Origin of the sequence: Bradyrhizobium sp. AUGA SZCCT0222 (genome assembly GCF_018130205.1) — a bacterium.
In the GTDB taxonomy this organism is placed as follows: Bacteria; Pseudomonadota; Alphaproteobacteria; order Rhizobiales; family Xanthobacteraceae; genus Bradyrhizobium.
Window position 1 is genome coordinate 1 of sequence record NZ_JAFCLX010000054.1, and the last position, 22,528, is coordinate 22,528.

The 22,528-nt window shown below is 63.5% G+C and carries 24 protein-coding genes; 9 read left to right on the top strand and 15 right to left on the bottom strand.

The window, feature by feature from the left end:
• Positions 1 to 720 precede the first annotated feature (720 nt).
• Entirely contained in the window at positions 721 to 1,371 is a 651-nt protein-coding gene (locus JQ629_RS31185) for a glutathione S-transferase family protein (RefSeq protein WP_212415875.1), read from the top strand.
• Between the two features lie 128 nt (positions 1,372 to 1,499).
• On the opposite strand, the gene murI is transcribed toward JQ629_RS31185, so the two are convergent.
• From murI to purB, 4 genes are all read right to left on the bottom strand, one after another.
• On the bottom strand, positions 1,500 to 2,288 hold the full coding sequence (murI, locus tag JQ629_RS31190) for a glutamate racemase (RefSeq protein WP_212415876.1): 789 nt from the start codon (positions 2,286 to 2,288) through the stop codon (positions 1,500 to 1,502).
• Positions 2,289 to 2,444: 156 nt separating this feature from the next.
• Complete coding sequence (locus tag JQ629_RS31195; RefSeq protein ID WP_212415877.1) at positions 2,445 to 2,984, bottom strand: MOSC domain-containing protein; 540 nt, start codon at positions 2,982 to 2,984, stop codon at positions 2,445 to 2,447.
• 126 nt (positions 2,985 to 3,110) lie between these two features.
• Entirely contained in the window at positions 3,111 to 4,283 is a 1,173-nt protein-coding gene (locus JQ629_RS31200) for a M20 aminoacylase family protein (protein ID WP_212415878.1), read from the bottom strand.
• Positions 4,284 to 4,343: 60 nt separating this feature from the next.
• On the bottom strand, positions 4,344 to 5,651 hold the full coding sequence (gene purB / locus JQ629_RS31205; RefSeq protein WP_212415879.1) for an adenylosuccinate lyase: 1,308 nt from the start codon (positions 5,649 to 5,651) through the stop codon (positions 4,344 to 4,346).
• Between the two features lie 514 nt (positions 5,652 to 6,165).
• Here purB and JQ629_RS31210 point away from each other — a divergent pair.
• From JQ629_RS31210 to JQ629_RS31220, 3 genes are all read left to right on the top strand, one after another.
• The gene (locus JQ629_RS31210; protein ID WP_212265949.1) at positions 6,166 to 6,762 is read left to right on the top strand and encodes a TetR/AcrR family transcriptional regulator; all 597 of its coding nucleotides are present in this window, start codon (positions 6,166 to 6,168) and stop codon (positions 6,760 to 6,762) included.
• 121 nt (positions 6,763 to 6,883) lie between these two features.
• Positions 6,884 to 7,636, top strand: a complete 753-nt coding sequence (locus JQ629_RS31215; RefSeq protein WP_212415906.1) for a metallophosphoesterase family protein — start codon at positions 6,884 to 6,886, stop codon at positions 7,634 to 7,636.
• Between the two features lie 3 nt (positions 7,637 to 7,639).
• Entirely contained in the window at positions 7,640 to 9,085 is a 1,446-nt protein-coding gene (locus JQ629_RS31220; protein WP_212415880.1) for a bifunctional serine/threonine-protein kinase/universal stress protein, read from the top strand.
• A gap of 4 nt (positions 9,086 to 9,089) precedes the next feature.
• Here the strand turns inward: JQ629_RS31220 and JQ629_RS31225 are convergent, their stop codons facing one another.
• Positions 9,090 to 9,980 (bottom strand): LysR family transcriptional regulator, encoded by an 891-nt coding sequence (locus JQ629_RS31225; RefSeq protein WP_212415881.1) that lies wholly within the window; start codon positions 9,978 to 9,980, stop codon positions 9,090 to 9,092.
• A 118-nt stretch (positions 9,981 to 10,098) separates the two neighbouring features.
• On the opposite strand from JQ629_RS31225, the gene JQ629_RS31230 reads away from it, so the two are divergent.
• Genes JQ629_RS31230 through JQ629_RS31240 form a run of 3 tightly spaced genes read left to right on the top strand, consistent with a single transcriptional unit; the run spans position 10,099 to position 11,675 of the window.
• Positions 10,099 to 10,824, top strand: a complete 726-nt coding sequence (locus JQ629_RS31230) for an SDR family oxidoreductase (protein ID WP_212415882.1) — start codon at positions 10,099 to 10,101, stop codon at positions 10,822 to 10,824.
• A 58-nt stretch (positions 10,825 to 10,882) separates the two neighbouring features.
• A complete protein-coding gene (locus JQ629_RS31235) occupies positions 10,883 to 11,311 on the top strand; it encodes a carboxymuconolactone decarboxylase family protein (protein WP_212415907.1) in 429 nt (142 codons plus the stop codon).
• Between the two features lie 10 nt (positions 11,312 to 11,321).
• Entirely contained in the window at positions 11,322 to 11,675 is a 354-nt protein-coding gene (locus JQ629_RS31240; protein WP_212415883.1) for an Atu4866 domain-containing protein, read from the top strand.
• A 39-nt stretch (positions 11,676 to 11,714) separates the two neighbouring features.
• Here JQ629_RS31240 and JQ629_RS31245 read toward each other — a convergent pair whose 3' ends face one another.
• From JQ629_RS31245 to JQ629_RS31265, 6 genes are all read right to left on the bottom strand, one after another.
• The gene (locus JQ629_RS31245; protein ID WP_212415910.1) at positions 11,715 to 11,891 is read right to left on the bottom strand and encodes a hypothetical protein; all 177 of its coding nucleotides are present in this window, start codon (positions 11,889 to 11,891) and stop codon (positions 11,715 to 11,717) included.
• A gap of 105 nt (positions 11,892 to 11,996) precedes the next feature.
• Positions 11,997 to 12,182, bottom strand: a complete 186-nt coding sequence (locus JQ629_RS31250; RefSeq protein ID WP_212415884.1) for a hypothetical protein — start codon at positions 12,180 to 12,182, stop codon at positions 11,997 to 11,999.
• 3 nt (positions 12,183 to 12,185) lie between these two features.
• Entirely contained in the window at positions 12,186 to 12,317 is a 132-nt protein-coding gene (locus JQ629_RS37615) for a hypothetical protein (RefSeq protein ID WP_283813439.1), read from the bottom strand.
• Positions 12,318 to 12,514: 197 nt separating this feature from the next.
• Complete coding sequence (locus JQ629_RS31255; protein WP_212415885.1) at positions 12,515 to 12,967, bottom strand: hypothetical protein; 453 nt, start codon at positions 12,965 to 12,967, stop codon at positions 12,515 to 12,517.
• A 117-nt stretch (positions 12,968 to 13,084) separates the two neighbouring features.
• A complete protein-coding gene (locus JQ629_RS31260; protein ID WP_249135408.1) occupies positions 13,085 to 13,675 on the bottom strand; it encodes a hypothetical protein in 591 nt (196 codons plus the stop codon).
• A gap of 81 nt (positions 13,676 to 13,756) precedes the next feature.
• Entirely contained in the window at positions 13,757 to 14,350 is a 594-nt protein-coding gene (locus JQ629_RS31265; RefSeq protein ID WP_212415886.1) for a hypothetical protein, read from the bottom strand.
• A 124-nt stretch (positions 14,351 to 14,474) separates the two neighbouring features.
• On the opposite strand from JQ629_RS31265, the gene JQ629_RS31270 reads away from it, so the two are divergent.
• Positions 14,475 to 14,768, top strand: a complete 294-nt coding sequence (locus JQ629_RS31270; RefSeq protein WP_192734137.1) for an antibiotic biosynthesis monooxygenase — start codon at positions 14,475 to 14,477, stop codon at positions 14,766 to 14,768.
• A gap of 86 nt (positions 14,769 to 14,854) precedes the next feature.
• On the opposite strand, the gene JQ629_RS31275 is transcribed toward JQ629_RS31270, so the two are convergent.
• A complete protein-coding gene (locus JQ629_RS31275; RefSeq protein WP_212415887.1) occupies positions 14,855 to 16,558 on the bottom strand; it encodes a peptidase domain-containing ABC transporter in 1,704 nt (567 codons plus the stop codon).
• Between the two features lie 296 nt (positions 16,559 to 16,854).
• On the bottom strand, positions 16,855 to 17,556 hold the full coding sequence (rpe, locus tag JQ629_RS31280; RefSeq protein WP_212415888.1) for a ribulose-phosphate 3-epimerase: 702 nt from the start codon (positions 17,554 to 17,556) through the stop codon (positions 16,855 to 16,857).
• Between the two features lie 263 nt (positions 17,557 to 17,819).
• On the opposite strand from rpe, the gene JQ629_RS31285 reads away from it, so the two are divergent.
• Entirely contained in the window at positions 17,820 to 18,560 is a 741-nt protein-coding gene (locus JQ629_RS31285; RefSeq protein WP_212415889.1) for an EF-hand domain-containing protein, read from the top strand.
• 77 nt (positions 18,561 to 18,637) lie between these two features.
• On the opposite strand, the gene JQ629_RS31290 is transcribed toward JQ629_RS31285, so the two are convergent.
• A complete protein-coding gene (locus tag JQ629_RS31290; protein ID WP_212415890.1) occupies positions 18,638 to 19,633 on the bottom strand; it encodes a P1 family peptidase in 996 nt (331 codons plus the stop codon).
• 83 nt (positions 19,634 to 19,716) lie between these two features.
• Positions 19,717 to 22,497: a PAS domain S-box protein gene (locus JQ629_RS31295; RefSeq protein WP_212415891.1), complete on the bottom strand. Its 2,781-nt coding sequence runs from the start codon at positions 22,495 to 22,497 to the stop codon at positions 19,717 to 19,719.
• Positions 22,498 to 22,528 lie beyond the last annotated feature (31 nt).

Below are 22,528 nucleotides of genomic sequence, written 5' to 3' on the forward strand. Positions count from 1 at the left end.
CCCTGCGCAATGGCTTTACGGCTTATGCCGTGCTCTCCCCGGAGACGAGTTCTTGGTTGACTCCGTCGCCGCCGTTCCCGCTTGCGCTTCTCCGACAGCTTGACACCTGCAACGGGTGCCAGGACCACACGGTTTTGCCGTACGCTTATCCACGCCGTCGTCGAGGCGCAAACCAGCGTCCACCGCAACCCGCCCAACGTCCGTGACGACGGCCGACGCCCTTCTGAGTAGGACGGGATGGGCGAATATATGCCCCTGATTTGTGTTCTGGTAAACAGAAATATTTTTGATTCTGGGGCTTGACACGATTTCCGTAAATCGTAAGTGATTTGCCCGTCGGGTTGATTTGTCGCATGCGGGTTACAAGATTGCGGTTGCGTGGGGAGCGAAGCAGCAGATTCGGCAGGGCGGTGACTCAATCCGATCGCGCGAGCTCTGGCTTGATACTCGTCGTGTCCCGGACGCGGTGCAGCGTGTAACGCTGCTCCGCAGAACCGGGAACCATGCATCCAGCCGTTGGATGGACTCCGGATCAGCAGCGCATCACCATAGCGCGTCAAAGACGCGCGTAATCGCGCTTCTGGCTGCGGTGCATCCGGGAACGCCGAGAGCAACTGGTCCTAGCCAAAAAAGACGAGTCAGGTTGTCGGGAGCCGCGCTGGTCGTTCGTCCTCCGGACACAAATCCCGACGGCGTCACCCAATTAACCGGAGCCCTCCAATGATCCCCACCATCACGGCCTTTGAAAATTCGCCCGACCGCGGCAAGGGACAGGCACGTGACATGCGTGTTCGCTGGGCGCTCGAAGAAGTGGGCCAGTCTTACGACGTTCGTCTTGTTTCGTTCAGCGAGATGAAGGAAGGCGCGCATCGTGCGCTTCACCCTTTCGGGCAGATTCCGACCTATGAAGAAGGCGATCTGGCCTTGTTCGAGTCGGGGGCAATCGTTTTCCATATCGCGGAGCGCCATGCTGGACTGCTGCCTGATGATGCGAACGCCCGGGCGCGCGCGATCACATGGATGTTCGCCGCGCTCAGCACGGTGGAGCCGCCGATCGTTGATCTGCAAAACGCCGTTCTCCTGGAGCGCGACAAGGGCTGGTACGAGCAGCGCCTGCCAATCGTCAAGGATCGCACCCGCGACCGGCTGGGCGAACTTTCCCGTCGCCTCGGCGATGCCGACTGGCTCGATGGTGCGTTCAGCGCCGGTGACCTTCTGATGGTCACCGTGCTGCGCCGGTTGAATGCATCTGGTATATTGAACGAATATCCGAACCTCTCCGCCTATGTAGCCCGCGGCGAAGCGCGGCCGGCGTTCAGGCGCGCCTTCGATGCTCAGTTGGCGGTATTTACCGCCGCATCGAATCCGTAGGATGGGTGGAGCCAACGGGTCGCGCGAATGCGCGCCCGATGACAGGCTCCGCGATACCCATCACTTTTCGTTATGGATGGACGATGATGGGTTTCGCTTCGCTCTACCCATCCTACGGCGTATATCCGCTACGCCGGCACCCGCCCGCCGAAAAACGGCATCAAGGCCTGGCTCAGGGTGTGCGGTCGCTTCGAGGTAAAAACCATCTCGGCGCCGGCGGTGTCGGATTCGCGCCCCGGTCCGCCGAGCAAATCGGATACGCGCCGCGCGATGGCGGGTGCGGGGTCGATCCAGTCGACCGGCCATGGCGCCAACTTCACCAGGCGGTCCAGCAACAGCGGATAGTGGGTGCAGGCCAGCACGACGGTGTCGGTGCGGGCGTTGCCGTGATCGACGAAGCAGGGCGCGAGTTCGGCCGAGATGTCCTTGTCGCTGACGTAAAAGCCGTTGAGCGCGCGTTCGGCCAGCGAGGCCAGTTCACCCGAGCCCACCAGCGTCACCTCGCAGCCCTGCGCGAAATCGTCGATCAGTTTCCTTGTGTACTCCCGCTTCACGGTGCCCTTGGTGCCGAGCACCGACACGCGTTTTGTTCTTGAGCTGGCGCAGGCCGGCTTGATCGCGGGCACGGTGCCGACGAACGGCACGGAATAGGCGCTGCGCAGATGCGACATGACCAGCGTGGAGGCGGTATTGCAGGCGATCACCACCAGATCGGGGGAGTGGGCCGCGATCAGCTCGCCGACCAGCGGCACCACGCGGGCGATGATCTGCTCTTCGGTATGGTGGCCATAGGGGAAGAACGCGTCGTCGGCAACGTAGACATAATGGGCGTCGGGCCGCGCGCCCACGATCTCGCGCAAGACCGTGAGGCCGCCAAGGCCGGAATCGAAGACGAGAATGGTTGGAGGAGCTGCCACGCTGCGATTTTAACCGATCCGCGGTTACCGTTGGGTTGATTTGACCGCCCGGCGGCCCGTCCATCAGGCGGTCGCCGGCGCAAGATCTTCAGAACAAGCCAATCTGGGGTGATTCAAATCATCTTGGCAAGGGCGGAAAGCCAGCAGCGCGCGCGGTCAGACCGGCAACAGCGGCCGGTGCGGTTCCGCCGGCATCTCGATGCGAACCGGGTCACCGGGCCGCACGTCGCCTTCTGATATCACGATGCTCATGACCCCGGCCTTGCGGATGAGATTGCCGTCGGCATCGCGATCCAGCGTGGCCGCCATCAAGCCCTTCTGGAAATCGTCGATCTGGATGCAGGGATTGCGCAGGCCGGTGATTTCGACGACGGCGCTGGCACCAAGATGAAGCCGTGCACCGGTCGGCAGCGCCAGCAGGTCGATGCCTGACGTGGTGATGTTTTCGCCGAGGTCGGCGGGCTGGACGACAAAGCCTTTTGCGCGCAGCTCGTCGAAAAGTTCGGCATGGATCAAATGCACCTGACGCAGATTGGGCTGCGTCGGATCGCGGCGGACGCGCGAGCGGTGCTTGACCGTCTCGCCCATGTGCGCGTCGCCGGCAACGCCGAGGCCTTTCAGCAAGCGGATGCTGAGACCGGGCGTCTTGCTGAAATGGTGGCCGGCACGCGCACTGACCGCAATCACGCTGCTCATTTGCGCTTCAGCTCTCCCCAAAAACCCGCTTAAGATCGTGTCGATGTGCTTGAAGTGACATGTTATCGGGACAGATCAAGAGCTAGTCGACCTTGACGGCGAGACGCCGAACGCCGTGGCGCGTCGTCAACCCGCCGGCATCGACTTCTCGATCAGCCGCACCCAGTACGATGCGCCGTGGCCGAGGATATTGTCGTTGAACTTGTAGCCGGGGTGGTGGCATTCATTGCCGTCGCCCATGCCGAGAAAGATGAAAGCGCCGGGGCGCGCTTCCAGCATGAATGCGAAATCTTCCGAACCCATCAGTGGCAACGCGCGCTCGTTGACGCGGTCGGCGCCGACGACATCGCGGGCCACTTCTGCGGCGATGCCGGCCTCTCGCGCGTGATTCACCGTCACCGGATATGAACGTGTGTATTTGACTTCGGCCGATCCGCCGTAAGCCCGCGCCACGCTGTCGGCGACCTCGCTGATGCGGCGCTCGACGAGATCGCGGATTGCAGGATCGAGCGTGCGCACCGTTCCACCGAGCTTGGCGGTCTCCGGGATGATGTTGAAGGCGGTGCCGGCCTGGAACATGGTGATCGAGATCACGGCCGATTTGAGCGGATCGACGTTGCGCGATACGATCGACTGCAACGCGTTGACGATCTGCGAGCCGACCAACACGCTGTCGACCGCGTTGTGCGGACCGGAGCCCGCATGGCCGCCCTTGCCGTGCACCGTGATCTCGATCTTATCCGCTGAAGCGAGCATTGCGCCCGGCGTGGTGTGGAAGTGCCCTTCGGGCAAGCCGGGCATGTTGTGCAGGCCGTAGACTTCCTGAATGCCCCAGCGGGTCATCAATCCATCGTCGACCATCGCCTTGCCGCCGGCGCCGCCTTCTTCGGCCGGCTGGAAGATGACGACAGCCGTACCGTCGAAATTGCGCGTCTCGGCGAGATATTTGGCCGCGCCAAGCAGCATCGCGGTGTGTCCGTCATGGCCGCAGGCATGCATCTTGCCGGGAATCTTGGAGGCGTAGGATACACCCGAAGTTTCCTCGATCGGCAGCGCATCCATGTCGGCGCGCAGGCCGATGGTCTTGCCGGACGTGCTCTTGCGGCCGCGGATCACGCCGACGACGCCCGTGCGGCCGATGCCCGTCACCACCTCGTCGCAGCCGAATTCGCGCAAGCGGTCGGCTACGATGCCGGCGGTACGGTGGACTTCGTAGAGCAATTCCGGATTCTCGTGGAAGTCATGGCGCCAGGCGGCCATTTCATCTGACAAAGCGGCGATGCGGTTGACGATGGGCATGGGAGATCCGTTTCTTGTGTTGTTCGTTTGCGGCTTGAAAGCGCTCTAACCCTTGTAATTCTACGCTGCCCCGAACACGCGCCTGAAGATCGTGTCGACGTGCTTGAAATGATAGCCGAGGTCGAAGCGTTCTTCGATTTCGGCGTCGCTCAGGTGCTTCTTCACGTCGGGGTCTTTTTTCAGCAGCGTCAGGAAATCGCCTTCGCCGCGCCATACCGGCATTGCGTTGCGCTGCACGTATTTGTAGGCGTCCTCGCGGCTGGCGCCCTTTTGCGTCAGCGCCATCAAAATCCGCTGCGAATGCACGAGGCCGCCGAGGCGGTCGAGGTTCTTCTGCATGTTCTCGGGGTAAACCAGGAGCTTCTCGACCAGGCCGGCGAGGCGCATCAGCGCGAAATCGAGCGTCACGGTGGCGTCGGGGCCGATCATGCGTTCGGCGGATGAGTGCGAGATGTCGCGCTCGTGCCAGAGCACGATGTTCTCCATCGCCGGCATCGCATAGGCGCGCACCATGCGCGACAGACCGGTGAGGTTTTCCGACAGCACCGGGTTGCGCTTGTGCGGCATCGCCGAAGAACCCTTCTGGCCCTCGGAGAAGAACTCTTCGGCTTCCAGTACTTCGGTGCGCTGCAGGTGGCGGATCTCGGTGGCGAGACGTTCGACCGAGGAGGCGATCACCCCGAGCGTTGCAAAATACATCGCGTGGCGGTCGCGCGGGATCACTTGCGTCGAGATCGGCTCCGGCGTCAGTCCCATCGCCTTGGCGACATGTTCTTCGACGCGCGGATCGATCTGCGCAAAGGTGCCGACGGCGCCCGAGATCGCGCAGGTCGAGACTTCCTTGCGGGCGGCGATCAGGCGTTCGCGGGCGCGGGAAAATTCCGCATAGGCATAAGCGAGCTTGAGGCCGAACGTCACGGGCTCGGCATGGATGCCATGGGAGCGGCCGATGGTCGGCGTCATCTTGTGTTCGAAGGCGCGCTTCTTCAGCGCGGCCAGAACCTTGTCGATATCGGTAAGCAGCAGGTCGGCGGCGCGGGTGAGCTGCACGTTGAAGCAGGTGTCGAGCACGTCGGAGGAGGTCATGCCCTGATGAATGAAGCGCGCCTCGGGGCCGACGATCTCGGCCAGATGGGTCGTGAAGGCGAGGACGTCGTGCTTGGTCTCGCGTTCGATCTCGTCGATGCGGGCGATGTCGAAGGTGACGTTACGCGCCTTGGCCCAGACGGTTTTGGCGGCTTCCTTGGGGATGACGCCGAGTTCCGCCTGCGCGTCGGCTGCATGCGCCTCGATCTCGAACCAGATCTTGAAGCGGGTCTGCGGCTCCCAGATGGAGGCCATTTCCGGGCGGGTGTAGCGGGGGATCATCGACGACTCCGGCGAATTGTTTTTTACGCCGTGCTTTAGCAGGGCCGCCCAAATGAGACAAACAAAGCGAGACAAACGGCCGGGAAAACGGCTGGGATAATTCCGGGCCAGGCCTGGGCCGAGTGCCCGCGGATTCGGGCGGCCGGAAGGGGTTTCGATCACGAAAAACTGACTGACAGATATTGAAATCTGTCAGCGAGACATGCTATATCCTTCTTCGACGCCGCGGATAGGGGCGTCATCCGGGGTCGCTGGCACTGAGCCCGGGTACTTGAAGAGGATTTAAGCCATGACAATCGAAATCATTAATCTGACGACACAAATCAGCCGTTGGCTGAACGCCCAGGTGGCTCGCCATCTGGAAGCCCAGGCCACCCGTTTGGGACCGCTGAAAAGCTGAACCTTCCAAGCGCTAGAGCATTGGTGCTCTAGCTTCCTGTTTTGACGCGTTTCTTCGAAATCGCTCTAAAGGGGATTAAATGACCACCCGTTCCATCATTTCGCAGGTGTGCGCATGAACGAAGTCGTGGTTTTGACCCCTGAGCGAATTCTCGAGGTTACCGAGGACGTGTTGCGCCGCTACGGGCTGGCCAAGGCCACGGTTGTGGACGTTGCCCGTGCGCTGGATGTCAGCCACGGCAGCGTCTACCGCCATTTCCCCAGCAAGGCGTCGCTGCGCCAGGCGGTTGCAAAACGCTGGCTCGACCGCGCCAACGCGCCGCTGCAGAAGATCGCGGAATCCTCCGGACCGGCGCCTGCCAGGCTGGAGAAGTGGCTGCGCACGATGTTCGAGATCAAGTACAAGAAGGTTTCCGAAGATCCCGAGATGTTCCAGACCTACCTGACGCTGGCGCAGGAAGCCTGCGAGGTCGTGCACGCGCACAAGGAGCGCCTGATCGGTCAGGTCGCGGATATTCTGTCCGACGGCGTGAAACAGGGGGTCTTCCAGGTCACCGACGTCAAGGTTTCAGCGCGCGCGGTGTTCGACGCCACCATCCGCTATCATCACCCCGCGCATTCGGACGAATGGAGCAGTCCGGAAACGGCTGCTCGGATCGACGCGCTGCTGGCGCTGGTGATCAAGGGCCTGGAAGCGCCAAAGAAGCGCTGATCGCGCGCGGGCCCCTGCCTATCCCAGTCTTCCGCATCATTGCGGGCCGCATGCGTCCCGTAGTTTGATATCCATCGAGACGCGTGCCGGAAGCGGTGCGATCATGGACGCGGAGGAAGATGTGCGTCTTGCGGTGTTTGCGGATATCCATGCCAACCGGCAGGCGTTCAGCGCCTGCCTTGCAGCGGCGCGCGCGCGCGGCGCCGAGCGGATCATCTGCCTCGGCGACATCGTCGGCTATGGCGCCGATCCCGAATGGGCGGTCGAGACCGTGATGGACCTTGTCCATGACGGCGCCATCGCCGTGCGCGGCAACCACGACAACGCCATCGGCACGCCGTCCGAGACCATGAATGGCGCGGCCCAGGCGGCGATCGAATGGACGCGCGGGCGGCTGAGCGCACCGCAGCGGCGGTTCCTCGCCGAATTGCCGCTGACGCAACAGGAGGACGATCGCCTCTACGTGCATTCCGAAGCAAGTAATCCTGCGCGGTGGCGCTATGTCGAGGGCACCTCGGATGCCGCCCGCAGCATCGAAGCGACGGACGCACAGCCCCATGTCCACGTTACCTTCTGCGGGCACATCCATCAGCCCGCGCTCTATTCGATGTCGTCGGCGGCGAAGATGACGAGCTTCGTGCCGACCTCGGATGTCCCGGTGCAGTTGCTCGGTGGCCGGCGCTGGCTGGCGGTTGTCGGCTCGGTCGGGCAGCCGCGTGACGGCAATCCGGCGGCGGCGTTTGCCATGCTCGATACCGCGACGCGCGAGATCACCTATTGCCGCGTGCCGTATGACGTCGAGACCGCGGCGGACCGGATCCGCGCCAACGGCCTGCCGCGGTGGCTGGCCGATCGCCTGCTCGAGGGGCGCTGAGCGATGGCGAAGCCTTCGATTCAGCCGGGCGCAGAGCTCGACGGTTTTGCGATCGGCGAGCGCGTCCATCAGGGCGGCATGGCGACGCTGTGGAGCGTGACCCATCCCGGCATCAATGTTCCCCTGCTGATGAAGATCCCGAGGATTTCCGAGGGCGAGGATCCGGCGGCGATCGTCTCTTACGAGATGGAGCAGATGATCGTGCCGCGGCTCGCCGGACCGCACGTGCCGCTTTGTTTCGGCTCCGGCGATTTCGACCGGCAGCCTTATGTGGTGATCGAGCGCATCCCCGGCAAAACACTCTATGACCGGCTCGGCGACCTGCCGATCCCGTATGAAGAGGCGAGGGTGATCGCCGGCAAGATTGCCACCGCTCTGGCTGATCTGCACCGGCAGAACGTCATCCATCACGACATCAAGCCGAGCAGCATCATGTTCCGCGACAGCGGTGAGGCCGTGCTGATCGATTTCGGGCTGTCTCATCACAATCAATTGCCTGATCTTTTGCAGGAAGAATTCCGCTTGCCCTACGGCACCGCGCCCTACATGGCGCCGGAGCGCCTGCTCGGCGTGCGCGACGATCCGCGCAGCGATTTGTTTTCACTCGGCGTGCTCTTGTATTTCTTCACCACCGGCGTGCGGCCGTTCGGCGAAAGCGAAACCCTGCGCGGCATGAAGCGGCGGCTGTGGCGCGATCCCTATCCGCCGCGCCAGTTGCGGCCGGATTATCCGCTTTGGATGCAGGAAATCGTGCTGCGGTGCCTGGAAGTCGAACCGGTCTGGCGTCACCCGACGGCGTCGCAACTGGCGTTCGAACTGGCGTATCCGGATCAAGTCAAACTCACTGCGCGGTCGGAGCGATTGCAGCGCGATCCGATCACCACGGTATGGCGCCGCCGCTTCAATCGCGGTCTGACGCTGCCGAAACCCAAATCGGATGTCGCCGCGCAACTGGCGTCGGGACCGATCGTGGCCGTCGCCATCGATACCGAAGAAGGTTCGGGACCGCTCAATGAATGCCTGCGCGTCACCGCCGAGCAATTGCTGGCGACGCTGCCGTCGGCGCGGCTCGCTTGTATCAATGTCCTGAAACTCGGCCGCATCACCATCGACCGGACGCTCGATGAGGAGGGCAACAACAAGCACATCGACCGGCTGGTCGCGCTCCGCCACTGGGCCTCGCCGTTAAAACTCGATGAGAGCCGGCTCACCGTGCATGTGCTGGAAGCGATCGATCCGGCATCCGCGATCCTGGAATTCACCGCGGTCAATCACGTCGACCATATCGTCATCGGCGCGCGCCAGAATTCGATGATGCGCAAGTTTCTGGGCAGCGTCTCGGCCAAGGTCGCGACTGAGGCGGCCTGCACGGTGACCGTGGTCCGGCCGCCGCGATCGGCCGTGGCGCAAGATAAGAGCAGCAGCACGCCGAAGGCGATCGAGGCTTGAGGCGTCATCTGAAGCGCTGCACGTGATCGATCAGCGCGCGCAGCTTCGGGGCCGTGTTGCGCCGGCTGGGATAATACAAATAGAAGCCGGCGAAGCGCGGGCAGTATTCTTCCAGGATGGACACGAGTTCGCCGCGCTCGATCGAGGCGCGAAAGCTCGCTTCCATGCCGAAGGTGATGCCATAGCCGGCGACGGCAAGCTTGATCATCAGCGCCATGTCGTTGGTCGTGATCTCGGGTGCGACGGCGACGCTGAACTCCTTGCCGTGCTCGGCGAATTCCCAGCGATAGGGTGCTACCCTGGGCGCGGGGCGCCAGCCGATGCAGCGATGGCCTGCAAGCTCGCTCGGATGCGAAGGCAGGCCGAACCGGTCGCGGTACGCCGGTGCGCAAACCGCGAGCTGGCGCTCGTCGCCGGCGATCGACACCGCGATCATGTCCTGCTCGATCACTTCGCCGAGTCTGACGCCGGCATCGTATCCCTCGGCGACGATATCGAATTCCTCGTCGGTCACGGTGATGTCGATCTGGATCTGCGGATTGGCCTCGGCAAAGGCCGCCAGGAACGGGCCTGCGAGAAAGCGCTCCGCGATCGATGAGACGGCCAGCCGCAGCTGCCCGCGCGGTTGGCCACGCAAATTGCCGGTGGTTTCGATCGCCGCACGCATCTCTGCGATCGCGGGCGCTGTCTCAGCAAAGAGGCGTTCGCCGGCCTCGGTCAGGCTGACGCTGCGCGTCGTGCGCTGCACCAGGGCAATGCCGAGGGTCTCTTCCAGCCGCCGGATGGTCTGGCTGACCGCCGAGCGCGTGACGCCCAGGCGGTCGGCCGCCGCGCGAAAACTCCGCTCCTCGGCCACGAGGGCGAAGACGGCCAGCGCGTTGAGGTCCGGCTCCATTGGTTAGATTTTCTTTCCATATTGGGAAGAAATGGGCGTCTTTTCACGACAATGGAGCAGATCTACCTTCCTGGCAACCGCCCAAGAGGCGTTTCGCAGGCCAGGAAAGAGACGAAACATGTCGCTGAACAAAGTCATCCTCGTTACCGGCGCTTCCAGCGGCATCGGCGCCGCCATCGCCCGGGAGGTCGGTGCCGCCGGTGCGAAGGTCATGCTCGGTGCGCGCCGCATCGACCGGCTGGACGTGCTCGCCGAGGAAATCAGGGCCAGGGGCGGGGAGGCGATGCCGCGCCGCGTCGACGTCACCGACCGCGCCGATGTCGCCGCATTTGCCGAGGCGGCGCGTGAAGCCTGGGGCCGCGTCGACGTCATCGTCAACAATGCCGGCGTCATGCCGCTTTCGCTGATGGCCTCGATGAAGGTTGACGAGTGGGACCGGATGGTCGACGTCAACATCAAGGGCGTGCTGCACGGCATTGCCGCGGTGCTGCCGGAGATGACGGCCCGGGGTTCCGGCCATGTCGTCAACATCGCCTCGATCGGCGCGCTCTCGGTATCGCCGACGGCCGCGGTCTATTGCGCCACCAAATATGCGGTGCGGGCGATCTCGGACGGGTTGCGGCAGGAACACACCGACATTCGCGTCACCTGCATCCATCCCGGCGTGGTCGAGAGCGAGCTTGCCGACACGATCACCGATCCGGTGGCCGCGGAAGCGATGAAGACCTACCGCGCCATTGCGCTGCAGCCCGACGCGATCGGTCGCGCCGTCCGCTTCGCCATCGAGCAGCCCGACGACGTCGATGTGAACGAGATCGTCATCCGGCCGACAGCCTGCAAATAAGGAGGCAGAAATGGGTTTTCGTTTTCACCGTTCGTACAGAGCAATCGCCGCGGCGGTCATGCTCGGTGGGATTCCGGCGGCGGCCAACTCGCAGACAACAGAAGAGCGTCTGCAACGCGGGGACGCTGTCGTGCGAAGCCTCAACAACGGGCAGCCGCAGCCCACCTTGGAGCGCATGCGGCTGGAGTTTCCATTCCTGGCCGAAGCCACCCAGGGCTATGCGCTGGGCGACGTCTGGTCCCGACCGGGCCTCGACAACCGAACGCGCCAGCTTGCCGCCGTCGCCGCATTTGCGGCAATCGGAGAGGTGGTCTTCATGAAGGTCCATGCCGGCTATGCGCTCAATGTCGGCGTCTCCGAGGAGGAGTTGAAGGAAGTCATCTACATGGTGACAGTTCCGGCTGGCTTCCCTCGGGCAATTTCGGCGTCGCAAGCGCTGTCCGAACTGTTCGCCGCGCGCCGTGCAACGCCAGGCAGGCAACCCTGAGGAGGCCGGTATGAGGCATCTATTGATATTTGCGGCTGTCACGCTTCTCGCGGGCGCGGCTGCCTTGCCCGTAAAGAAAGGTCTCGCTCAGATGAACACCGATCGGAAATCTGCTGCCCAGCCGGCACAGAACCATTCCTACGCCGGCATGTGGGTCACGGCCGACGGCACCATCCGCCACAACCTGCTGCCAAACGGCCGCTACGACGAAGCCCGCGGCAATCGCGAGAGCGCCTACCAGGGACGCTATGAGATCCGCGGCAATCACATCGACTATTGGGATGACACCGGTTTCACCGCCGATGGCGACTTCATCGACGGCGTGCTGCATCACGGCGGCATGATCTTGCGTCGGAAGGAATAGCGCGTTCCATGCCCCGCCCGACGCACAAGCAGCCTTGCGTCAGGCAGCGCGAACCTGATCGATCGGGCGCTTCACGTCGCGTGGCGGCTTGGTGTCGCGATCCTGCCAGACGTCGAAGAACTGGATGATCTCGCGGCAGGGTTCGCAACGGAACATGTTGCGCGACGACGCCGTCTTCGACATCTCGTTCAGGCAGTTTGGGCAAAGCGGATTCATGGCTCTCTCGAAATTCTTTGGCTGTAAAATTCTCAGGTTGAGCGAACAGTTCCCACGCACGGCGCAAAAATGCGAACAGGCCGGCTTCGACTTGGGGGAACGGTATTAACGGCGATCCTGTAACCGCGTCCGGCTTTCCAATTCGTAAAGATCGGACCGGGAAGCACTATCGAGCCGGTCCATCGCCGGCCGGCGCCGCTCATACCGGCTGAAGAAGAATTCGAGATCGGGACGCGGGCGCCGCGCGATCAGGCGCTTGCGCCTCACCGATCGCCTGGCGATCACGCCCATGGTTCACATCCAGCGGGGAGCGCGATTGTTTGTGCGCCGCTTGTTGCCGGGCTCTGCCGCTACCAGGCAAACGGTGACGGCCGCATTCAGGGCCAGCCACAACGCCACGCCGGTCCAGACAAATGTCATCGTCATGATGCCGCCCTCCGCGAAATTCGGAAGCGCGTTGTGCGCGATTTGCCTGAATCCGTGAAGACCGGTCTTCTACGGTAGGCCGCACGAAGTTTGTGCATGCGGCGGCGCAATATGAATTGCTGCACATGCGATGCGTAACCTGCGTGACGGCATTATTCGCGAGCCAGTGCGTTGTCGATGTCAGCTACGCGCCGGACTCACTCGAGCGTCTGCACAGGCGGTGGTGACGTTGCCGCTGGCGCTGCTGTCGTTGCCGCAGGCGGCGATGTCGTTGCCGAAGGCGCCGATGGCCTCGCGCCCGGCGCTGCATTGCTGGCTTCGTTCCTGGTCGTCGCGACACGCGCGTCTCTTTCGACGCGAGCGGCGGAGGGCCTGGTTTCGCGGGCAACTTCCGCTCTTGCGCCACGCACGCGCTCTTTCGAGGCCTGCCGGCGCGGACGCTGCGATCCGGATCGATCAATGCCCCAGGACCGTGCGATCGCCGGTCCTGCCGAATAGCCGATAAAGGCGCCTGCGACCGCGCCAATCGGCCCCAGCACCACCGCGCCCGACACCGCACCCAGCGCGGCGTCGCCAGCCCGGTGCTGCGCAAAGGCTACGGAGGGCGCAAGCAGCAGGATCATGGCGGCTGCGGTGAGGGTTTTGGTCATGGCGTGGGTCCGTCGAATGTCAGGGTTCGACGGTGTTACGGCTTTATGGCCAGACCATGAACCTTCGTGGCCAGACGATGAAGCTTCATGGTCAAGACGATGACACTTCGGGTTCCATCAGCCGCGAGCGGAACCCTGGCGAGTGCCAGCCGACCGGGCCGCGTCTTCGCGACGTGCACGCTCGAGGATATCGCGCACCGCTACGGCGTCTCGAATGCAGTGAAACCCGTAATGGCCGGTGTAAGCGGTATCGGAAGCACGGGACGAAATGCCGGACGCGAAAAACAGGGTGCAGGGGCGTCCGCGGCCAATGTCGAGAATCTCGAAGGTCGCGTCCATATCGCTGAACAAAGTGTCGGTCACGGTTGGCTTGCTGCCGAAGGTGCGCACGATCAGCGCGCGGCGGTTGGTGATCACGTACAGCGTCTGCAGGTCGCGCAGCAGCACCAGCAAAGGTGTGCCCACCATCGCCACCCCGAGCACCAGGAGGACCATGGCCGATTCGGCGATCCAGCCCCTGGTGAGCGCAATCGCGACGAGAGCCAGCCAGGGAATTCCGATCCACCACAGAAATCGCCAAAACATCATGCGGGCAACGCCATCGGGCTGCCCCTGCCACAGCACGCGCTCGCCGCGTTGCAGCGCCTGCGCCAGCAGCCATCGCAGCTTCGCGGTAAACAGCGTCGATCGAATTTCATCCATGCTCATGCCCATTGGTCGCTTGCAGTGCAGGAATGGTTCGGTCCGCGCCGCCACAACGTTGGATGGCGCGGTTGCGTGGCGGAAACCCTAGTCGCGGGACCTGTTTCTGCCTCGCGCGTCCGCCGCCAAACATAGGCGCTGTGTGTTTCCGCTACGTGCGCGCTCGAGAATATCCCGCACAGCGGAGGGATTTCGAATGCAACGAAACCCGTAGCGGCCGGTGTAGTCGGTATCGGGCGACCGGGTCGAAACACCGGACGCGAAATTCAGGTGGCCCGCGCCGCGGCCAATGTCGAGGATTTCGAATGTCGCGTCCATGTCCTCGAACGAGGTGCCTTTGACGGTCGACTTGCCCCAGGCCGTGCGCAAAATGAGCGCGCGGCGATTGGTGATCACGCATAGCGTCTGCCAATCGTACAGCAGCATCACCAGGGGTGCCGCGATCATCATGACGCCGGACAGCAGAAAGAACACCGCCGATTGATCAATCCAGCCTTTGGCGGTAGCGACGACGGCGAGCGTCAGCCATGGGAATCCGATCCACCACAGAAACCGCCACATCATCATGTCGGCGACGGCGTCGGGCTGGCCCTGCCAGAGCACGCGTTCGCCGCGTTGCAGTGCCCGGGCAAGCAACCGCTGCAGCTTCGCGGAAAACAGCGTCGATCGAATTTCATCCATGCTCATGCCCGTTGGTCGCTTGCGGTGCAAGAATAGTTCGGATCGCAACGTTGGATGGCGCGGTTGCCGGGGATGGCGTAATATGCGGCGTGGGGCTTCTGCTACCGGTGAAGGAGGATTTCCCATGTATGCCGCCATTCGTCAGGGCAAGGCAAAGACCGGCATGGCCGAAGAACTGGCACGCAGGATCAAGGAAGGCGCCATCCCGATCATCAGTGATGTCGAAGGTTTCATGGCCTACTACGTGGTCTATGCGCCCGACGACACCGTGACGGCGATCAGCATCTTCAACAATTACGCAGGCGCCGAGGAGTCGAACCGGCGCGGGATCGCGTGGATCGAGCAGAACCTGACGCCGCTGCTCACCGGACCAGCCACCGCCGTTGCCGGACCGGTGATCGTTCATACGCTGGCATAATTGGCAGGTTGCAGTGTGGATTGGCCCGACTGGTAAGGCGTAGCTCGCAGAGCGATGAAAGCGAGCACGCCGTACTTCGGCTTCGATCACGACGAGGCACCTTCCATGGAACGTGCATAGTCGAACCACAGGGAGGCGTACTCCGGCACGGTCTTAACGAGTTGCTCGTGCGGGCCGTCGCCGACGAGACGGCCCGCCTCGAGCACCAGGATGCGATCGGCGCTGCGCGTCGCGGCGAGATGGTGCGAGACGAGGATCAGCAGCCGGTCTCGCCCCCAGACGGCCAGCCGTTTCTCCAGCGCCACTGCGGCTTCGGCATCAAGGAAGGCGGTCGGCTCATCGAACAGCGCAAGCTTCGGATCGCGCACGACAGCCCTGGCGATGCACAGCCGCTGACGCTGCCCGCCGGACAGCGAGCGGCCACCCTCGCTCAGCTCGGCGTTAAGGCCGTCCGGCAAGGCCTCGACAAAAACCAGCGCATCCGAGAAGACCAGGGCCTTACGCAATGCGCCATCGTCGGCATCTCGGCCGGCCGCAAGATTGTCCCGCACCGTCCCCGAGAACAGCGCCGTATCCTGATCGACCACGCCGAACCGGCCGCGCAGCCAGCGCGGGTCGTAATGCCTGAGATCGTGACCAAACACCTCAACCCGGCCGGTATAATCGCCGAGCAATCCGAGCAGGATCCGGATCAGCGTCGACTTGCCCGAGCCGTTGCGGCCGACAAGAGCGACGACACCGTGCGACGGCAGCGCGACGCTGACATCATGCAGCGCCGGCCGGCTCGCTCCGGAATAAGTCAACGACACGTTCGACAGCACGATGCCTCCGGCTGCAAATGCGCGGACGGGAGGAGCGACCGTTGCCTCCTCCCGCGGCTCGGAGACGAAATGGGCGATCCGACGGACAGCCACGTCGGCCTCCTGATAGGTTCTGTAGATGTCTCCGGCGGCGAGGATCGGTCCGGTGATCCGGCCGGCGAGCAACTGCAACGCCAGCAATTCGCCGACGGAGAGATGCCCCTGAAACATGCGCCAGCAGCCGAGGCCGACCACAAGCAATGTCAGGCCGCGCGAGACGATCTGCGACCTGACGATGAAAGCGCGGTTCAAGTCCATCAGAAGACGCAGCTTGTCGAGCATCGTGCCGGTGATGCGGTCCCATCGCCGCATACGGCCGCCTTCGAGCGCAAGCGCCTTGATGGTCGAAATGCCGTTGACACTCTCGGACAGAACATTCTGTCGCACGCCGATGCTGGCGTAATAGTCGTCCGCGGCGAGACGGAACGCGCCCAGATGTTCGCGTGTGAGGACGGCCAGCAGCGGGGTGACAACCAGCAAGGTTAGCCCGACGACGAGGTCGTAATAGAATATCAGGCCCAGCGCGACGATGGCGCCGCCGGCATCGAAGACGACGTGCGGCAGTTGATAAAGGACGAAATCGCGGACCTTCGTCGCCTGCTGAAAATGATTGAGCACGTCACCGGAGCGAAAGTCCGCCCCGTCGATGCGCGCTCGCATGAGGTGCGCGAAAACCTTGCGCGATACGCGCCGGTCGATGAAGACGACAAGCCGGATCACCAGCTTCTGACGCCAGGACGCTATCGACGCCTCAAGTCCGACAGCGGCGATCGCGGTCAGCGCGAGGCCCGCGAGCGCCCAGTCCGCCCGTCCCGCCACGATCGCGTCAACCGCCTTTTGCGTACTGATCGGAAAAACCAGACCCGTGGCGTACACCACGCCCGTCATCGTAAGGATCGATGCGACCTGGCCGCGGCGCAGCAGCAGCATGTGCCTGATCCAGCGCCAGCCAAAAGGCAACGGCTGGCCCGCTGGTTGAAGCCGATCGTGCATGGATGAAGTCCCCGGGGGAATGCCGAGCAGAAACAGCTTCGCTCGGCAATATTATGGCCGACGCGGCATTGGAGGGCCCGAATCCATGCTGGAACCACGGGTCTCAACGGTTCAACGTGTAGGATGGGTTGAGCTCTTCGCGAAACCCATCTTTCATCCGGGATGGGTATCGCTTCGCTCCACCCATCCTACGCTGGCGTGGCGATTGGCAGCGCGCGGCGGCCGGCGGCGCTCTAGATCGCTTCGCCGCGCGCCATCGCCGCCGCATTGCGGATTGCGGAAATGTTGGTCTTGTAGGCTTCCAGGGTGCCGCCCTTGAACACCGCGGAGCCCGCCACCAGCGCGTTGGCGCCGGCGGCGGCAAGTTCGCCCGCGACGTCAGGACCGACGCCGCCGTCAACCTCGATATCGATCGGACGGCCCGCGGTCATCGCCCTGATGTCGCTGATCTTGCCGAGCGCCGAGCGGATGAAGGCCTGGCCGCCGAAGCCGGGATTGACCGACATGACAAGCACGAGGTCGATCAGGTCGATGACATATTCGATCGCGCTTACCGGCGTGCCCGGATTGAGGGAGACGCCGGCCTTCTTGCCGAGCGCGCGGATCGCCTGCAGCGAGCGATGCAGATGCGGACCGGCCTCGGCGTGGACGGTGATCTGGTCGCAGCCGGCCTTGGCGAAGGCTTCGAGATAGGGATCGCACGGCGCGATCATCAAATGCGCGTCGAAGATTTTCTTGGTATGCGGGCGCATCGCCTTGATGACGTCGGGGCCGTAGGAAATGTTCGGCACGAAGTGCCCGTCCATCACGTCGAGATGGATCCAGTCGGCGCCGGCGGTGTCCACCGCGCGAACTTCCTCGCCCAGTTTGGCGAAATCCGAAGCCAGGATCGACGGGGCGATGACGAGCGGACGCGACGCAAATTGCTGGGACATGTGCGCTCCCGGTGCACTTCCAAGGGACAGATTGGCCCCGCGTAACATGCAGGGCGGCCGGGGGCAATGCGGCCGCAAATGACTCCGGTCGGGCGGAAAAATGTGCCGCGGCGGGCAGCTATTGCCGATCCTGTTCCCGCCCTGGCGGCCGGGCGGGATCAGGAAAACCACGGTTTTGTTGGGTTTCTCGCCGTGGCACGGCGCTTGCTGAGGAACCGGCATGAACGAGGGGCCGCTCTGAGCGGCGTTGTTGGGGTTCTGTCATGTTGCTTGCTCTTGGTGCCGCGTCATCAGCGATCGATGCCCTGCAGGCGCTGACGTCCTCGAAGTCGTCGTCCGCCAAAGCCACCGGAACTGCCAAGACAAGCCTGTTCGACTCGTTCGCGAGTGCCTCGGCCTCGACCGGTTCGAGCAGCAGCGCTGGAGGCAACGGCGGTTCGCAGATCTCGCCGGCAACCATGAGCGCGCTGCTGGCTGCGCAAAGCCAGTCCACCACGGGATCGACGTCACAGGAGCCCACGAGCCGCTCGGACGCGCTCAAGAGCCTGTTCTCGCAGATCGACGGCAATGGCGACGGCAAGATCACCAAATCGGAATTCGAAGACGCGCTCGGCGCCGGCGGCACCAATGTGGCGAAAGCCGACGACGTCTTCGGCAAGCTCGACAAGGACGGCGACGGCTCGGTCAGTGTTGGCGAATTGGCGTCGGCGCTGAAGGGCGGCAAGGGCCGCCACCATCGCGCCGCCGGCGAGAACGGATCGAATTCCGATCCCCTGATGCAGGCGCTGCAGGGCGCATCCAGTACATCCGTCACCAACAGCGACGGTTCGGTGACGACGTCGCTGACCTATGCGGACGGTTCCAAGGTCACGATGACATCGGCGGCGTCGGCGAGCGCTTCGAGCGCCGCGACATCGTCGTATAATATCATCGAGCAGATGATCCAGCGTCAGGCCCAGGCGATTTCGGCTTCGGCCACCGCATCGCTCTCGGTCAGCGCCTGATCCTTTTTGTTTTGACGCGTTTTCGCTTCGCCTGAAAAACGCTCTAAGAGACCCGGCGATGCTTCGGTAGTCGCGACCTAGCCGAAGCGATCCCCCCACGCCGGTAGCGCGCCCAGAAAGGGCAGCGCGGTCGCCTGGTGGACGCCGCGCGCGATCGCGCGGGCGACCACGTTGGCCGCCACCATCCCGAGTTCGGTGAGGCCGTGCCGCGGATCGACCGGCTTCCTGCCGGTCGCCGCCGCAAACACCACATCGCCGTCGGTTGGCGCATGCACCGGGTAGATCGCGCGTGCCATGCCGGTTTGTGCGATCATCGCGAGGCGCTTGGCCTGCGCTTTCGTCAGCACCGCGTCGGTGACGACGACGACCAGCGTGGTGTTTTCCCCGGAGATCGGTTCCGGACCACCCTTGAGCCGCGCCTTCAGCATGTCCTTTGTGAATGACGGCGGCAGTCCGCGTCCGCCATATTCGCCGCCGATTTCGAATGGCGCCGCCCAGAACCACGGCCCGTCGCCGACCGTCACGCAGCCGACGGCATTGACCACCGCAAGCGCCGCCACCATGACGCCATCTTCGGTTTGCGCGGAGGCCGAGCCGAGGCCGCCCTTGAAATTGGCGGTGGTGGCGCCAAGCCCGGCACCGACGCTGCCGAGCGCGAAATCGGTGCCCGCCGCGCAGGCGGCGGCATAGCCGAGATCGCGATAGGGCGGGAAACGTCCCCAGGCCTTGTTGCCGCCGTTGAGAAGATCGAAGCAGATCGCGCCGGGCACGATCGGGATAATCGCTTCGCGGATGCGCAGGCCGCGCCCCTGTTCGGCGAGCCAGGCCTGCACGCCGCCCGCGGCATCCAGCCCAAGCGCGGAGCCGCCGGAGAGCGTAATCGCGTCGACGGCCTCGACCGTGGCCTCAGGCTGGAGGAGGGCTTCATCGCGGGTGCCGGGGCCGCCACCGCGGACATCGATCGACGCGGTCGCGGGAGTATCGAAAATGATCGCGGTCACGCCGGATGCGACGGAAGCGTCGTCGGCGTGGCCGACGCGAACGCCGGAGATGTCGGTGAGAAGGTTTTTCAAGATGCCGGTCCGTTCAAGTCCGCACCGATTGCGGCCGTCGATATCTGGTCATCCTCGCCGATATATCGGCCGTCAACAAGGCTTCAACTGCCAAGCGCCAATCTGAACATCCTGGCGAGTTCGGATTTGCGGTACGGCTTGGCGAGCAGCAGCACGCCGGAATCGAGGCGGCCGTGGTGAACGATGGCGTTTTCGGTATACCCCGATGTGTACAGGGTCTTCAGCGACGGGCGCCGTTTCAGCGCTTCGTCGACCAGCTGGCGGCCATTCATCATGCCGGGCATGATGACGTCGGTGAAGAGCAAATGCAGCGTCGGGGCGGTATCGATGATCTGCAAGGCCTCGCTGGCATTGGCCGCCTCGAGCGTGGTGTAGCCGAGGCTTTCGATCTGCGTCATCACGTAACGGCGCACCAGCGAATCGTCCTCGACGACGAGAACGGTCTCGGTGCCGCCCTCGACATTGGCTGATATCGCGGCTTCGGCGGCGGTCTGGTTCAATCCCGTGGCGCGCGGCAGGTACATCTTGACCGACGTGCCGTGGCCTTCCTCGCTGTAGATCTTGATATGGCCGCCTGACTGCTTGACGAAACCGAACACCATGCTGAGCCCGAGGCCGGTGCCCTTGCCGACCTCCTTGGTGGTGAAGAAGGGATCGAACACCCGCTCGATCAGCGCTGCGGGGATTCCGGTGCCGGTATCGCTCACCGCGACCATCACATAATGGCCGGGCACGACCTCGCTGTGCATGCCGGCGTAGTTCTCGTCGAGATAGATGTTGCCGGTCTCGAGCGCGAGCTTGCCGCCATTGGGCATGGCGTCGCGCGCGTTGAGGGCAAGGTTGAGCACCGCCGTCGATAGCTGGTTCGGATCGACCAGGGCCGTCCATGCATCCTCGGCCAGCAGCGGCGTGATCTCGACGTCTTCGCCGAGCGTCGGGTGCAGCAGCTTGGCGGCCTCCAGCACCAGCCCATTGACGTCGACTTCAACGGGCTGCAGCGGCTGCTTGCGGGCAAAGGCCAGCAGATGCTTGGTCAGGTTGGCGCCGCGTTCGGCGGCTTCGTCGATCAACCTGGTGATGGCGACGAGTTCGGGCTTGTCGGCAACGGAGTCCTCCAGGATTCCGATGGTCCCGGTGATCACGGTCAGGATGTTGTTGAAGTCGTGCGCGACGCCGCCGGTCAGCTGGCCGATCGCGTCCATCTTCTGGATGTGCCGCAACTGGGCTTCCGCCGCCTGCTTCTCGGTGAGGTCGCGGCCGATGAAGAAATGCCGTTTCACCGGCTCCGACCACGTGCCGGTCCAGTTCAGCGTGACGGACTGCCCGTCCTTGTGGACGTAGCGGGTCTCGAAATTTCGCAGCTGGTTTCCGCGCCGCGCCGCGCGCATCTCATTGCGGGTGCTTTCGAGATCGTCGGGATGGATGAAGTGGATGGCGCTGTTGCCGATCATTTCGGCCGGATCGTAACCGAGGATGACCTTGGCGCTCGGGCTGACCTGGATGAAATTCCCGCTGCTGTCGGTGACCAAGATGAGGTCGTGCGAGGTCTCGAAGATGCGCTGCCGTTCCTCGATTTCCTGATTGAGCGCCTTTTGCGTTCGCTTGCTTTCGGTAATGTCGCGCGCGATCTTCGATGCGCCGATAATTTCGCCGGCGGCAGAACGGATCGGCGAGATGGTCAGCAGGACATCCACCGTTCGCCCGTCCTTGTGGATACGCACCGTTTCGAGGTCTTCGATCCTCTCGCCACGGCCGACCTGTTCGAGGATGTTGCGTACCTCGGCGCGCCGGTCGGGCGGGACAATGAGGTCGACGTGCCGGCCCACAGCTTCGATCGAAATGAATCCGAACAGGCGTTCCGCGGCGCGATTCCAGGCGGTGATGGTGCCGTCGAGCGATTTGGTGATGATGGCGTCGTTGGACGATTCCACGACCGCGCTGAAAAGACGTTCGCGTTCGGTGTGCAGGGTCCGCTCGGAAGCGGCCTGGCGGCGCAGCTTGTCGAGCAACCGCGCCAACTGGCCTTGCAGGGCGACATTGTCGATCAGGAGCACTGCGAGGACGAAACTGGCGGCACAAAGTCCGTAGATGCGGCCGGCGTAAAACCCCAGATCGAAGCGGGCCGCGTTGAGAATTCCGGACAGCGCGATGTCGTACATCCAGGCGCACATCACGACCATCAGCCAGACGTCGAGCACGGAATGCGGTCGCCGGTGCCACAGGATCAGCAGCGCTGCGAAGCTGAGAAGCACTTCCGCCGACAGGGTACCGATCAGCGTGTAGGTGAAATGTCCGCCACTGATCATGACAGGCAGCAGGTCATGTCTGGCGGTAACGAACCAGGCGGCAAAGGATATGGCAGCCGCAACCGCGATGATGCTGCCCAGGATCGCCCGTACCTCGGATCCCGGGATTTTCGGGCCGCCATCCCTGTCCTTCAGGAACGCATAGCCGAGCACGAGAACCGGAAATACGATGTGCCAGATCTGGTAAAGCCAGGCGGTTGTCTGCGGGCCGGCATTGAGCAGCCCGGTCGGAGCAAAGACACCCGGAAAGCTCAGGGCGTGAACGATCGCAGCGGCCGCGGTGAACAAATATCCGCTCGCGAGCAGCAGCAGCGCCCGCGAGCGCAAGATCGCGAACTGCGAGAACAGCAGGATCGCGGTGATGAGATCGTTGATCGCGAGCGCGGATTGATAACTTGGAATGAAGGCCGGAACGGGGGCAAGCGGCACTCTGGCATAAACTGCCGCGATGACAAACAGAACCGTCGAGACGCCGACGACAGCGAGCGCCCGCATGCGGTCACTTTTCGTGGCCGGCAGGGTCGATAGAAAGATGTTGCGCTCGTCACCCGTCTGCATCGTCGTCTCCGGCAAACTGGCATCGAACGCG

Bases quoted from the DNA above. Each gene is read 5' to 3' on its own strand.
- rpe (WP_212415888.1), bottom strand. From the start codon at position 17,556: ATGTCCCAGCAATTTGCGTCGCGTCCGCTCGTCATCGCCCCGTCGATC.
- JQ629_RS31240 (WP_212415883.1), top strand. From the start codon at position 11,322: ATGAGGCATCTATTGATATTTGCGGCTGTCACGCTTCTCGCGGGCGCG.
- JQ629_RS31185 (WP_212415875.1), top strand. From the start codon at position 721: ATGATCCCCACCATCACGGCCTTTGAAAATTCGCCCGACCGCGGCAAG.
- JQ629_RS31230 (WP_212415882.1), top strand. From the start codon at position 10,099: ATGTCGCTGAACAAAGTCATCCTCGTTACCGGCGCTTCCAGCGGCATC.
- JQ629_RS31285 (WP_212415889.1), top strand. From the start codon at position 17,820: ATGTTGCTTGCTCTTGGTGCCGCGTCATCAGCGATCGATGCCCTGCAG.
- JQ629_RS31235 (WP_212415907.1), top strand. From the start codon at position 10,883: ATGCTCGGTGGGATTCCGGCGGCGGCCAACTCGCAGACAACAGAAGAG.
- JQ629_RS31245 (WP_212415910.1), bottom strand. From the start codon at position 11,891: ATGAATCCGCTTTGCCCAAACTGCCTGAACGAGATGTCGAAGACGGCG.
- JQ629_RS31195 (WP_212415877.1), bottom strand. From the start codon at position 2,984: ATGAGCAGCGTGATTGCGGTCAGTGCGCGTGCCGGCCACCATTTCAGC.
- JQ629_RS31210 (WP_212265949.1), top strand. From the start codon at position 6,166: ATGAACGAAGTCGTGGTTTTGACCCCTGAGCGAATTCTCGAGGTTACC.
- JQ629_RS31200 (WP_212415878.1), bottom strand. From the start codon at position 4,283: ATGCCCATCGTCAACCGCATCGCCGCTTTGTCAGATGAAATGGCCGCC.
- JQ629_RS31250 (WP_212415884.1), bottom strand. From the start codon at position 12,182: ATGGGCGTGATCGCCAGGCGATCGGTGAGGCGCAAGCGCCTGATCGCG.
- JQ629_RS37615 (WP_283813439.1), bottom strand. From the start codon at position 12,317: ATGACGATGACATTTGTCTGGACCGGCGTGGCGTTGTGGCTGGCCCTG.
- JQ629_RS31255 (WP_212415885.1), bottom strand. From the start codon at position 12,967: ATGACCAAAACCCTCACCGCAGCCGCCATGATCCTGCTGCTTGCGCCC.
- JQ629_RS31275 (WP_212415887.1), bottom strand. From the start codon at position 16,558: ATGCTGCTGCTGCGCCGCGGCCAGGTCGCATCGATCCTTACGATGACG.
- purB (WP_212415879.1), bottom strand. From the start codon at position 5,651: ATGATCCCCCGCTACACCCGCCCGGAAATGGCCTCCATCTGGGAGCCG.
- JQ629_RS31225 (WP_212415881.1), bottom strand. From the start codon at position 9,980: ATGGAGCCGGACCTCAACGCGCTGGCCGTCTTCGCCCTCGTGGCCGAG.
- JQ629_RS31295 (WP_212415891.1), bottom strand. From the start codon at position 22,497: ATGCAGACGGGTGACGAGCGCAACATCTTTCTATCGACCCTGCCGGCC.
- JQ629_RS31260 (WP_249135408.1), bottom strand. From the start codon at position 13,675: ATGAGCATGGATGAAATTCGATCGACGCTGTTTACCGCGAAGCTGCGA.
- JQ629_RS31270 (WP_192734137.1), top strand. From the start codon at position 14,475: ATGTATGCCGCCATTCGTCAGGGCAAGGCAAAGACCGGCATGGCCGAA.
- JQ629_RS31220 (WP_212415880.1), top strand. From the start codon at position 7,640: ATGGCGAAGCCTTCGATTCAGCCGGGCGCAGAGCTCGACGGTTTTGCG.
- JQ629_RS31265 (WP_212415886.1), bottom strand. From the start codon at position 14,350: ATGGATGAAATTCGATCGACGCTGTTTTCCGCGAAGCTGCAGCGGTTG.